Here is an 11,682-nt window from a genome sequence, read left to right as displayed (position 1 = left end):
TCCGCCGCGAACCGTTCGATCACCGGCCGCACACGGCCCATCTCACCCAGTTCCATACCAACCACCGCCACACACACGAAGACGACAGTCAGTACAACCAATGACAGACCTAATCAAGTCCTACTAGCTGCGGCACGTTCAGGGTCGAGAGGGTAGGCCATCGTCACGCTCCGATCAGTGGGAGAAGCTCGACACTGTCCCGCATTACCGGTTCACAACTATCCAGTGCTGCCGGAGTACATCCCCAGCCGAGGTCTTCCCGGGCAGGCGGGCTGAGCGCTTTCTGGCCGCATTCTTGCCTGGCATTTGCATGCATCCCTTGTTTCCATCGATTTTTGCCTGGTCCCGCCATCAGGTCAGCTGACAGGGGTGGAGGGCCGACTACACGGGCTTTGGAGTTATTACGGTTGCCGGACCGGCAGGATCACCATGGGCGGTGCGGCGGGGTCGTGGAACACCTTCTGATCCGCGACGCGAGGGATTGTGGCGGTTTCCCGCGGCTCGTTTGGGTCCGGGTTGTGGTTGTAGCGCGGGAACGCGCCGCTGGAGATCTGGACCCGAGTGCGATGGTCGCGCCTTAAGGGATACGCCGTCGGCCACTACCGCACCGGCGCACAGGAGATTCAGGTTCATCGCACGCGACCTCCTTCTACTCGGACGTGTTGGCTACCGGCGAGCACCAACACGAGGCGGAGCAGGCGGTCAGTCAATTCCTCGGGATCGAGGGGATCGTCGCCGTCGATCAACCAGTCGTTGATGACTGCGGCCGTCCCGCCGGTGAGTAACGTCGTCAGGTCCTCGGCCGTGCCCTGGTCCAGCTCACCGAACAGTTTCCGCACGGCCTGTCTTTGGAACGAGCTGAACAGACTGTTGAGTGCTCTGGTCATGGCGAACGCGCACGATCCGGCCTCCACGGAGACCCGCGCGCTGTTCGGTGAGTGAGACGCTCGTGGGCGGGCATGCTCGACAGGTGTCGAGCATGCCCGCCGCATTCAGACGTCGGGTGTCGGTCCATTCGGTTGTCTGCGGGATGACGGTGCGACGAGGGCGTCGCGCCGCAGGCTGTCGTCGGCTTCCGGCTGCGGCGGTTGCGGGTTCTCGGTGGCCCAGCGCATTGCGGAATCGCTACTTGAGGATGTTGGACTGCGCCGCCACGACCAGGAGATGGCGGGCGTCCTCGGGCAGGAGGAACCCGGCCCGGACCGCGTCCTGGGTCGCGCGGTTCCATGCCGAGACGAAACCGCCGTGGTTGCGGTACAAGGCGGTGAGTTGCTCCGCTGAGAAGGGAACGGTGGCGCCGAAGAGCGGACAGGACGGGGTACCGCTGTTACCGAGTCCGCTGAGCTTGGCCACCGCGGCGTCTACGGCTGGCGTGCGGATACCGCCGAGCACGGTGCCGTTCGCGTCCAGTGCGTACTGGAGGGGCTGAACGCTGATCGTCTCGAGGCGTGGCGCCATAGGAGGTGGCGTGCCGTGGGCGACCCAGCGGTTGAGGCTGGCGATCGCCGCGCGTAGGACGAAAGTCTGTGGTCCACTGTTGATCGGCAGGTTACAGGTGTGGTTGGGGTTCGGTTGGTTCGTCGGATGCAGCATCGAGTCGAACCAGTCCGCGACCGGTTGACGGTCTCCGGTGTCGCTAGCGCCCTGCCGCAGGCCGTAGAGGTCGAAGTGTGATGTGCCTGCGACCTCCCAGAGCCGGTAGAGGGGGGTGTCGGGCCGGCGGGAGAGCAGGCCGCCGGTGTCGTTCTCCGTCTGGAAGAGCAGCACCGGAACGTCGAGGTCGTCACGGATGAAGGTGGGCGCCGGAGCCGGTACGTCCGGCAGCGGAGCCTGGGTCAGGGGTGCGCCGGCGGGGGTGATGCGGCTGTGTACCAGGAAGCCGTCGTAGACGTTCACGAGCGGGTGCGCGGCGTTGATGTAGGTGGTGAGGCGGTGCGCCGACTGCGACTCCCCGACGGCGAGCAGACGCTTGGGTGTCAGTCCGTCGAGCAGCAGGTCGGGGTTGTCGCGGATCGCCTGACCGGCCTGGGAGAACATGTCGTAGGAGTAGCTGTCACCGGGATGCGTCAGGGTGGCGTACCGCGCCGGGTCCCCCATCGGCGGCGCCTTGAGCGCGTTGAGGCCGACGGCCTGCGCGGAGACACCCACCCAGGCGTAGCCGCGCCGGGTCAACTCGGTGTGCAGGTGCATCCAGTCCGGGCTGGCGTCCACTCCCCCGGTGACGTTCAGCCACTCGACGACCACCGTGCCGTTGAAGTCGCGGTCGCGGATCGGTCGGTTCACGACGACGCGCGTCTGGTACGGCTGCTGCGAGGACGGTTGGACCGTCCACTTCCCGTCCGTCGTGAGCGGGGCCGTCGGGGAGTACGCGTCCGCCGTCCCCTCCAGGAAGTACTCCGACTGCGCGTAGCCCACGGAGGCGAGGTCGAAGTTCGTGTGCGCGAACACGACCGGCTTACCGTTTCCCCCGGTCACAGGCCCCATTTCGGCCGGGGACGCGGCATCCGCGTAAGCAGTCCCACTTAACCCAACACATGCTACGAGCGCACATGTCACCCCCAGCATCCGATGTCGAACCACAGCCATTCCCCTCTCGCCTTACGTCAATAGCCTTGACCGGCCTGCACGTCGAGACGTTAATGGCAGATCATGACAAGACCGACAGGTTGCGAAAGCTAGCTCCTGCGGCAAAAGGGTGTCAACCCTCAATGAGGTACAGCCCACGGCGAATCACCATCGCGACCCGACCAGCGACCCTCGCGATCACAAATAGTCGCCAGTCATGCTCTTATAGTTACGAAGCGAGCCTGCCCCTCGGCATGACATGCCACTGTTGACATGAACACGCGCGAGGTGGCACGGTTCCCTCTCAGGGGGCGGGAAGCGACCTAAGGGGAACGATGTCGACGGACCAGTCCTTGCACGAGAGGACGGCGCGCGATCCCGCTTCGTCGGCCAGGTACGCCCCGAGCACGTTCCTGCGTTGGCTGCTGGTGACGCTGTCGTGTGGCGCGGGGGCCGTCCACTTGGTCATGGTCCCCCCGCACGCGCAGGAATCGTTGGTCATGGGCCTGGCGTTCGCTGCCGCGGGTTGGTTCCAGATCGGGTTCGCGCTCGCCGTGCTCGTGGCACCCACGCGTGTCTGGCTGTGGCTGGCTGTGGCCGCGAACCTCGTCTTCCTCACGGCGTGGGCGACCAGCCGTACCGTCGGGCTGCCGGACTGGACGGGTGACGGCGGCACCCGGCAGGCCCGTTCGGCTGACATCCTTTGCGTGGTCTTCGAAGTCGCGATCGTGGTCGGCGCGGTCGCGCTCCTGGTCGAGTCGAGGGTGCTCGAACGCTGGAAGAGCGCGGCGCCGGCCGTGGCCGTCGCGGTCGCCGTCGGCGTCCTCGCGGGCACGACCGCGGTTCTCGTGTCGCCGAGCACAGCCAACCACGCGCATGCATCCGGCGACGAGCATGCCCTTCCCACAACCGCCACGGCCCACGGCCACGACGCGTCGGACCCCTCGGCGGCCACCGGGCACGATCACACCGAGAGCACCATCACCTACGACAAGCTCCCCGCGGCGACCAAGGCCGAGGTCGACCAGGTGATCGCGCTGTGGGCGAACAAGTACCCGACCGCCGCCGACGCGGCGAGCGACGGCTGGTTCAACCCGGGCAGGAGCCTATACGGGATCGGCGCGCACTACGTCAGTACCGTCGGCTTCAGTGGCGCCGCGGCGTTCGACATGCTGAACCCAAACATCCTCCTCTTCGACGGTGACGGGCCCGACGCGAAGTTCGCGGGGCTCAGCTACGTGGTCGCTGACGTGCCCGAGGGCTTCACCGGCGACTACGACGCGTGGCACAGCCACCCGTCGGCCTGCTTCGAGGGCGGCAGGGTGTCATCGCTCACGGAGGAGAACTCCGCCGTCTGGCTGAGTGAGAGCGAGTGCACAGCACGAGGTGGGCAGGTACGCCCACTCGAGAACGACCAGATGATGCACCTGTGGATCGGACCTGAGTACATCAACCGCGCCCCGATCTTCGCGCACGACCACCCCGACCTCTACGACGGCTACAACCCCAAGCGCGACGGCTAACCGCTCCGCCGTTTCCCAGGCAGGAACGGCCTAGGCTGCAAGGAGGGAGCGGGTGCCGGAAGAGTGTGGGACCGATGGGATGACCGAGTTGACGACCGAGTCGCTTGCCGCGCAGCTGAGGACTAAGCGCTCGGAGATGATGATCTCCGAGTTGGAGGCCGTCGCGCTCCGGCTGTTCGAGGAGCGCGGGTTCGACCAAGTCACCGTCGACGACATCGCCTCCGAAGCACATATCTCGGTGCGGACGTTCTACCGCTACTTTCCCGCCAAGGAAGACGTGCTGCTGGTGAAGATCGACCGACGGAGCCAAGCGCTACAGGCCGCGCTGGCGATCCGTGCCATCGACGAGGCTCCGCTGCACTCGCTGCGCCTCGCACTGATGGAGGCAGTGTCGCGGGAGGACGCGGCCCTCAGCAGGCGCTGGACGGAAGTGATGATGGCTACCCCGAGCGTGTTGAGGACGGTGCTGGGCGGAATCCAACTGAAGACCCAGAGGGTGATCGCGGAGTTCCTTGGTTCTCGCCTCGGCCTGCCCAGTGACGCTCTGGTACCCACCATGCTGGCCGCCGCAGTCGGCGGCGTCATCCAGACGGCGCAGACGCAATGGTTCCTCGCGGGTGGCGACTTGGTGACGAGGATCTCGGAAAGCCTCGAGGTCCTGGAACAAGGGATCGTATCCGATCCGAGGACCTGGTCTGGTTGATCCACGCTCCCCTACGTCCACGTCCTCCGGGAGATCGATGCGGGACACGATCTGATGATCACCGAGCCGGGGGCCGTCGCTGACGCGCTCCTACAGATCGTGTGGGGTGCCAGAAGTCGGCCTGGGCTGTGAGGAGGGATGATGCGGCGGCGCGGCTGCTGTCGGCATGATGGTCACCTATGTCCATCCTGTGGGGCTCCAGAATCCCGATTTGGGCGGTGACCTGCGCGTTTGCCTGCCGGATGGGGCCTGCGTCGGGCAGGCTGGATGGTCATGGTGTGGTCGCTGCTCTACGCCCTGACACGCAACGCTCTCGGGCTGATGCTGCTCCGAGTCCGCGGGTCCGCTGCAAAGGACGTAGAGCTCCTCGTCCTGCGACACCAGGTGGCGGTGTTGCGACGGTAGGTGAACCACCCCGGCGCTGGAACGGGTAGGCGGATCGGGTGATCCTCACAGTCCTGTCCCGGCTGTTACCCCGAGCCCACTGGGACATCTTCTTCGTCACCCCGGCCACCGTGCTGCGCTGGCACCATGATCTCCTCGCACGACAATGGACCCACCCACGCAAGACACCCGGACGGCCATCGATCCGCCGGGAGATCCGCGAGCTGGTCCTGCGCCTCGCACAGGAGAACCCGGCCTTGGGACACCGCAGGATCCAAGGAGAACTCGCCGGGCTGGGCTACCCGGTCGGGGTCGCCACCATCTGGCGGATCCTGCACCGCACCGGTGTCGACCCCGTGCCCCGGCGGATCGACACATCTTGGCGCACGTTCCTGTCCGCCCAGGCCTCCGCCATCCTGGCCTGCGATTTCTTCACAGTGGACACCATGTTCCTCCAACGGATCTACGTGTTCTTCGTCGTCGAACACGCCACCCGCCGTGCCCATGTCCTTGGAGCAACGAAACACCCAACCGCGGCATGGATCACCCAGCACGCCCGGAACCTGCTGATGGATCTCGAAGATCGCAGCCGCAGGTTCCGGTTCCTCATCCGTGACCGCGATACAAAGTTCACGGCTTCGTTCGACGCCGTCTTCACCGCAGCCGGCATCGACGTGGTACGCACACCGCCACAGTCACCCCAGGCAAACGCGATCGCGGAACGCTGGGTCGGCACCGCCCGCCGCGAATGCACCGACAGATTATTGATCGTCTCTGAACGGCACCTGACCACCGCCCTCACCAGCTACGCCGAGCATTTCAACACCCAGCGGCCTCACCGCTCCCTCGGCCAGCATCCGCCCGACTCACCACCCGTGGTCACCCCGACCCCGGGTTCCACCGTCCGTCGCACACGCATCCTCGGCGGGCCGATCAACGAGTACCGCAACGCCGCCTGACGACACCCCCTGACGATCACGTCAGCCGCAAAAGGCCAGCTCACAGGCCGAAACCCGAATTTCGGAGCCCCACAGCCTCGGGAGACCAGACTCGTTCGGCGATCGCCTGGTACAGCTGGGCACCACATCCGTAGGCTCCACTCTCGATCATCGGGGTGGACGAACCTCCTTGTCCGCGCCCATCGGGCTACTGCGGACGGGGCGCGTCGTGTCATTCAGTTGCAGACGTGCTGGTAGCGAGTACTAAGTTCTCCGTAGCCAGAAGTGTCTGCGTGTGGAGGACGACGGGACGGGCCCGATCGGACAGGCTGGTGCCGTACCTCCGATCAGATCCGGAGACTCAACCCCTCCCCAGATCTTCCGGTGGACGGCACCCTGACCGGATCTTCCCGCCAGACCGGTCGACACGCTCCTCCAATGCCAGGCGAGCGAGCGACACGACAGGGAGAGTCATGCGTAAACGACTTATCTTTATCGGCGTGGCCATCGCTTCGTTGGCCGCCTGCGGCCCGGTCGAATCGACCGAATTCTCCCCCGTGAATACGGTGAGCACGCCGTCCGTGTCGACGAACCCAGGAATCGGAATCGGGGGCGGTACCCCCACCTACGTCAGACAGTTCCGCCAGCAGTTTCCCGGGTTGGCGGAGGGGAAAACCGACGAGCAGATCCTCAGCAACGGCGAGGCCGACTGCTCGGACATGGCCACCACCAGAAAGATCACTACGCCCTCGATGGCGAAGCGTTACGGCTTGAGCGACTCGACAGCCGACCAGTTCACACTCCACAACATCGCCCTGCTGGCAACGTTCGCCCTCTGCGGGATCCGCTGACGCTCACTCTCCCGCTCCGGCCCTGCCAGCCTCGGGGAGCGTCACAACGGTGCTGACAACTTCCATGGGAACGCAAGGCCGCACCCAATGCTCAGTACGCCACCAGCAACCAGCAACCAGCAACCAGCTCGAATCCGTTCGTCTTGACGTAGGAGTCCTCGACCTGATCCTGGTCGGAGATACATATGGACGGCGACTTTGCATATCTGAGGTTCATGCCGGCAACCGTCCAGAAGGAGATCTCCTACCCATCGAGATCACTCTTCCGATGGTGCAGTCAGTTACACCATGGATTCGGGAGAGAATGCCCTAGTCGCCGACCGCGGGCGGCGGCATCATCAAACAAAGATTCATACCTCACCATTCACAATAGGAGATACTCATGAGTTCGGTGTTCTCGCCGAGACATCGAGGCCAGTGCTCCTGTTTCTAGCCCCACTCCCGCTGCTCCCGCTCCCAGTCAGCCCTGGCCGCGGCCACCGCCTTCGCCCTCGCCCTCGATGGCGCGCGGGAACTCCTGACCAGAATTGGGTATGGGAGCCGTCTCGATCGGTACCGGCACTAAACTCCGCCGCAGGCTGCGGATATCTTACCAGCCCGATCGATGCCCCTTGTCCTCCCCATCCACGAGCTCTCCCCAGGTCGCCCGGCAAACCCGACCAGCCACCCATGTCCATCGATGTTTACTTTCTTAAGCATTTTAAGGCAGCATTGGTGACTACTCCGATATTTCCAGTACACTTTCAGAAAGATAACATCCACATGCACACGATGAAGTCCGTACAGACTGGCACGCAAGGCACTGTCAATATAGTCGACATCGAACGTCCCGTTCTTGGCCCCAAGGACGCGCTGATGCGGATCCGTGCCTGTGGCATCTGCGGAACCGACGCGCACTACCTGCACATGGGCGGCTCGCCGCAGGGGCCGGGCGGGCAGATGATCTCGATTCCTCTCGGGCACGAGCCGGCCGGCGAGATCGTCGAAGTGGGAGCCCAGATCGCGGATCTGAAGGTGGGCGATCGCGTGGTCGTCAACCCGATGGCTGCTCCCTCCGGCATCATCGGCTGCGGCGGCACGCTGGGCGGCATGCGTGAATATCTCCTCCTGGAGAACGTCGTCGTCGGTAAGAGCGTGGCGGTGTTCCCCGACACGGTGCCCTTCGACGTCGCCGCGCTCAATGAGCCCATGGCAGTGGCACGGCACTGCGTCAACCGCTCCGAGGCCAGTCCGACGGACAAGGCCGTGGTGTTCGGCGCCGGACCCATCGGTCTGGGCGCCGCGATCTGGCTGAAGCTGCGTGGGGTCCAGCACGTGGTCGTCGCCGACGTCATCCCCGACCGCCTCAAGACGGCGCTCGCGGTCGGCGCGGACGCCGTCATCGACTCCTCCCGCGAGGACGTGACGGCCCGCCTGACCGAACTACACGGACAGGGCGCCAACGCACTCGGCCAGCGCCGCCCGGACACCGACATCTACATCGACGCCGCGGGCGTCGCAGCCGTCGTCAACACGGCCCTGACATCGGGGAAGTGGGGTGCCAAGCTCGTCACGGTAGCTGTACACAAGAAGCCTGCGCCCATCAACCTCGGCGCGATGCTCCGCAGCGAGATGACCATCATCGCCTCCCAGGGCTACCCCACGGAGATCTTCGAGGTAACTCAGGAGATCGCCGAGCACCAGGAACGTTTCGCGCGGTTGATCAGCCATCGCGTTCCCTTCTCCGACGTCAAGCGCGCATTCGAACTCACCCTGACACCGGGAGCAGCCGAAAAGGTCGTCGTCACCTTCGACGACCAGCAGTAGGCGTCAAGGGGTCTGCGGGGACGGGCCGCGCGCTGCGGCATGAATGGAGATCTGTTCGATCGTGGGTGGATGCCAGGTGTTCGTCAGCGCGGGCTCGGTGGGGATGTACGCGCGGATCATCAGGTTGAACGGTCCGTCCGGCGCGGGCAGCCAGTTGTCGGTGTGCCCGGCCGGCGCGGTCGCCGACAGGTAGATGTCGATCGATCCGTCCGGGTTCACCGTGAGGTCACTGCGATCCCCCAGGGCGTAGCGTCGCAGCGCGTTCGGCACGAGGAACATCTCGTCGTCGTACATCGTCACCGACCAGAACCCGGCGGATTCGATCGGTGGCAGCTCACCGGCGGCGAAGTGCATGCGGTAGGTGTACGCGCCGGTCAGCGGCTCACCGTCGATGTCTGGGCCGGACCAGTAGTACAGCGACTCCTGCGGTACGTTCGCCCCGAGGCCGACCACGGCGACCGCGGAGCGCAGCAGGTAGTCGGTGCCGTAGGTGCCGCCGTTGAAGCTTCCCTGCCAGGTGCCGGACGGGACGAGGGCATCCTCGGCCGCGGCCTGGACCTCGGCCTCACCCGCGGTCACCCCCGCCGCCAGAGCCGCCACCGTCGCCGGATCCCCCGCCGACGGGGTCGAACCCGGCACGACCCCGATACTCGCGAGTGAGGCGAGCGCCGGGTCGTCGGCGGTCGGCGGCGGGTCGGCGGCGAGCACCGCGGCCAGCTCGTCGAAGAACGCCGCCCCTGCGTCGTAAGGGGTTTGCGGGTCGGGTGGGTTCGCGCAGTCCACCGCGGGCAGGGCGGGTGGCACCAGCCCGGTCTCGCCGAGGTCGGTGCCCGCCACGGTGTACTGGCCCTGCACGGCACGTGCGGCGGGCAGATCGTCGTCGCCGTCCACCAACGTGCGGCCGAGCGCCCAGACGTCCCAGCTCGGCGCGGCGACCACGGTGGTCCCTTCCGGCGCCGTCCCGCTCCACCCTGGCGGGGTGATCAGGTAGGCGCCGGGCTGCGAGCCGTTGAGCCTGGTGCCGATGTTGGCGAAGACGTTGGAGTAGATGTCCAGGATCTCGAACACGACATACCGGTCGGTCGTGTCGGGCAACGTCAGGCTCACCGGCCCGCCGCGCAGGTCCAGCCAGGCAACCGAGTAAAGGGTGTCGACGTTCGGAGCCACCACGCTACGGCTCAGCGGCGTCGACAGGACCGGGACGTTGAGCAGGGCGTTCGTGCCACCCCGGCAGACGTGGGCCGCTCGGGTGCGGGCCATCGCCACCGGGCTGTACCCGTAGACGTAGCCATCCGCGGCGGTGTCCTCCATGGACCCAGCAGGCGCCGGCGTTCCCTCTGACGTATCCATCGGAGTTGTTCCGGCTGGTGCCGCGGCCTGCGCCGGGGCGGTCGCCGCCGCCACCGGGACCGCCCTCGTCGTCCTGGCCGACGTCGCGGATCCCGCCTGGGTGTCAGACGACACCGCCACGGCACCGGCCACGTCGGTCTGCCCGGTGACGCCCGCGGCTCCAACCACCGCCGTCGCTGTCACCACCCCTGTCGTCACCAGAGCGACAGCGACGGCGCGACATGTGCGCCGGCGGGTCACCGAGGCACCCTGCGACCTCCTCCAACCCCCCGATGGGACCTGCCTCGGGTCCGACATCCGCACTCCCGTCCTCGGCGACACCGTCGCCGGCAGTCTTCGACGCGACCATGTGAAAGGCATGTGGCCGCAGCTGGAAGAGACACAACGGGGAGAACCGATCCCTGACGCGGGCCGGACCGCCCAGCCGACCCGACGCGGGACCGACATCGCCGGTCAGACCGACGGCAGGCTGATCCGCGTCACCACAGTCCCGGAGCAGGAGGAGCCTCATGACTGTCACCCGCCCCCGCGGCATGACCGACCAGGCCGCCCAGACCGCGATCGACCAGGCCTGCCGCCTGCTACGCCTGCCCACGATCCGCCGCCAGTTCGGCGACCTCACCGCGGCGGCGACCCGCGACCAGATGACCTACACCGCCAACCTGTGGGTGCCGGAAACTGGGGTCGGGTCATGCGGTCTGCAGGTATTCGTGGATGAGCCCGCCGAGTCGATCATGTTGGACGGCCGAGGTGTCGGGTTCGGGCGGTGGGCTGGTGCCGGTGCTGAGCGGTGCCTGTTGTTGGAGTGACCGGTGGGGTCGGTGGTGGTTGTAGTGGTCGATGTAGTCGGTGAGGACGGCGGTGGTGTGTTGTTCGCCGAGGATGAGGAGGTGGTCGAGGCATTCGGGGCGGACGGTACCGACCCGGCGTTCCGCGAAAGCGTTCGCGACCGGGGTCCGTACGGGTGTCCGCACGATATCGATGTTGTCGGTGGTGAAGACGGTGTCGAAGACGGCGGTGAACGTCGTGTCGCGGTCACGGATGAGGAACCGGAACCGTCTCGCCCGCTCACCCAGAGCTATGGGCAGGTTACGGGTTTGCTGGGGTGGCCCGGCTGTTCGTCGGGTGGCGGGTCACACCGGCGAGATGCACCCGGCGGGGTTCGACTTCGATGAAGAACAGCGCGTACAGCTTGCTCAGCACAGACGGTGTCGACGGTGAAGAAGTCACAGGCGAGGATGGGCGTGGGCTTGGGTGTGCAGGAACTGTCGCCAGGTGGGGCCGGAGCGGCGGGGTGCGGGATCGACGTGGGCGGAGCGCAGGATCGTCCAGACGGTACTGGCGCCTACCTGATAGCCGGGTTGGACGAGTTCGCGGTGGATGCGGTGGTAGCCCCAGCGGGGTTCTTCTTGGCGAGGCGGAGGATCAGCTGGCGGATCTCCGTTGGGGTGGAGGGCCGGCCCAGCAGAACCGGGGCCGGGACACCTGGCGGCGTAGCACGGTGAGTTCGTGGCGGAGCACAAGGATCTCGGCGTCTTTCGTCGCCGAGCTGCGGGCCACCA

General features: G+C 66.2%; 11 protein-coding genes and 1 pseudogene. 7 read left to right on the top strand and 5 right to left on the bottom strand.

Features of this window, described 5'->3' with window-relative positions:
* Positions 1-629: 629 nt before the first annotated feature.
* Together FMEAI12_RS13310 and FMEAI12_RS13305 are read right to left on the bottom strand one after the other, a co-directional pair.
* On the bottom strand, positions 630-914 hold the full coding sequence (locus tag FMEAI12_RS13310) for a hypothetical protein (RefSeq protein ID WP_200835277.1): 285 nt from the start codon (positions 912-914) through the stop codon (positions 630-632).
* A gap of 211 nt (positions 915-1,125) precedes the next feature.
* Complete coding sequence (locus FMEAI12_RS13305) at positions 1,126-2,475, bottom strand: alpha/beta hydrolase domain-containing protein (RefSeq protein ID WP_200835276.1); 1,350 nt, start codon at positions 2,473-2,475, stop codon at positions 1,126-1,128.
* A 443-nt stretch (positions 2,476-2,918) separates the two neighbouring features.
* On the opposite strand from FMEAI12_RS13305, the gene FMEAI12_RS13295 reads away from it, so the two are divergent.
* From FMEAI12_RS13295 to FMEAI12_RS13280, 5 genes are all read left to right on the top strand, one after another.
* Positions 2,919-4,088: a hypothetical protein gene (locus tag FMEAI12_RS13295; RefSeq protein ID WP_146776692.1), complete on the top strand. Its 1,170-nt coding sequence runs from the start codon at positions 2,919-2,921 to the stop codon at positions 4,086-4,088.
* 79 nt (positions 4,089-4,167) lie between these two features.
* Positions 4,168-4,791: a TetR family transcriptional regulator gene (locus FMEAI12_RS13290; RefSeq protein ID WP_112106259.1), complete on the top strand. Its 624-nt coding sequence runs from the start codon at positions 4,168-4,170 to the stop codon at positions 4,789-4,791.
* Between the two features lie 267 nt (positions 4,792-5,058).
* Positions 5,059-5,196 (top strand): hypothetical protein, encoded by a 138-nt coding sequence (locus FMEAI12_RS38100; protein WP_235013959.1) that lies wholly within the window; start codon positions 5,059-5,061, stop codon positions 5,194-5,196.
* Positions 5,197-5,234: 38 nt separating this feature from the next.
* Positions 5,235-6,134 (top strand): integrase core domain-containing protein, encoded by a 900-nt coding sequence (locus FMEAI12_RS13285; protein WP_235013958.1) that lies wholly within the window; start codon positions 5,235-5,237, stop codon positions 6,132-6,134.
* Positions 6,135-6,586: 452 nt separating this feature from the next.
* On the top strand, positions 6,587-6,964 hold the full coding sequence (locus FMEAI12_RS13280) for a hypothetical protein (RefSeq protein WP_112106258.1): 378 nt from the start codon (positions 6,587-6,589) through the stop codon (positions 6,962-6,964).
* Positions 6,965-7,055: 91 nt separating this feature from the next.
* On the opposite strand, the gene FMEAI12_RS39230 is transcribed toward FMEAI12_RS13280, so the two are convergent.
* Positions 7,056-7,181, bottom strand: coding sequence for a hypothetical protein (locus FMEAI12_RS39230; protein WP_255565692.1), 126 nt, complete (start codon positions 7,179-7,181; stop codon positions 7,056-7,058).
* A gap of 554 nt (positions 7,182-7,735) precedes the next feature.
* On the opposite strand from FMEAI12_RS39230, the gene FMEAI12_RS13275 reads away from it, so the two are divergent.
* Complete coding sequence (locus tag FMEAI12_RS13275; protein ID WP_368672069.1) at positions 7,736-8,770, top strand: zinc-binding dehydrogenase; 1,035 nt, start codon at positions 7,736-7,738, stop codon at positions 8,768-8,770.
* 3 nt (positions 8,771-8,773) lie between these two features.
* Here the strand turns inward: FMEAI12_RS13275 and FMEAI12_RS13270 are convergent, their stop codons facing one another.
* The gene (locus FMEAI12_RS13270; protein ID WP_235013957.1) at positions 8,774-10,306 is read right to left on the bottom strand and encodes a DUF1254 domain-containing protein; all 1,533 of its coding nucleotides are present in this window, start codon (positions 10,304-10,306) and stop codon (positions 8,774-8,776) included.
* Between the two features lie 323 nt (positions 10,307-10,629).
* Between FMEAI12_RS13270 and FMEAI12_RS39885 the strand changes: the two are divergent.
* Positions 10,630-10,773, top strand: a pseudogene (locus FMEAI12_RS39885) (AAA family ATPase); the annotation flags it as partial.
* Between the two features lie 36 nt (positions 10,774-10,809).
* On the opposite strand, the gene FMEAI12_RS13260 reads toward FMEAI12_RS39885, so the two are convergent.
* Positions 10,810-11,094 (bottom strand): transposase, encoded by a 285-nt coding sequence (locus FMEAI12_RS13260; RefSeq protein WP_235013956.1) that lies wholly within the window; start codon positions 11,092-11,094, stop codon positions 10,810-10,812.
* Between the last annotated feature and the right edge of the window lie 588 nt (positions 11,095-11,682).

The sequence above is a fragment of the Parafrankia sp. Ea1.12 genome (assembly GCF_900465275.1).
GTDB classification, from domain to species: domain Bacteria; phylum Actinomycetota; class Actinomycetes; order Frankiales; family Frankiaceae; genus Parafrankia; species Parafrankia soli.
This window is presented reverse-complemented; position numbering and strand designations above follow the sequence as displayed.

Excerpts from the sequence above, each read along its gene's own strand:
- FMEAI12_RS38100 (WP_235013959.1), top strand. The coding sequence starts at position 5,059 with ATGGTCATGGTGTGGTCGCTGCTCTACGCCCTGACACGCAACGCTCTC.
- FMEAI12_RS39230 (WP_255565692.1), bottom strand. The coding sequence starts at position 7,181 with ATGAACCTCAGATATGCAAAGTCGCCGTCCATATGTATCTCCGACCAG.
- FMEAI12_RS13280 (WP_112106258.1), top strand. The coding sequence starts at position 6,587 with ATGCGTAAACGACTTATCTTTATCGGCGTGGCCATCGCTTCGTTGGCC.
- FMEAI12_RS13290 (WP_112106259.1), top strand. The coding sequence starts at position 4,168 with ATGACCGAGTTGACGACCGAGTCGCTTGCCGCGCAGCTGAGGACTAAG.
- FMEAI12_RS13275 (WP_368672069.1), top strand. The coding sequence starts at position 7,736 with ATGAAGTCCGTACAGACTGGCACGCAAGGCACTGTCAATATAGTCGAC.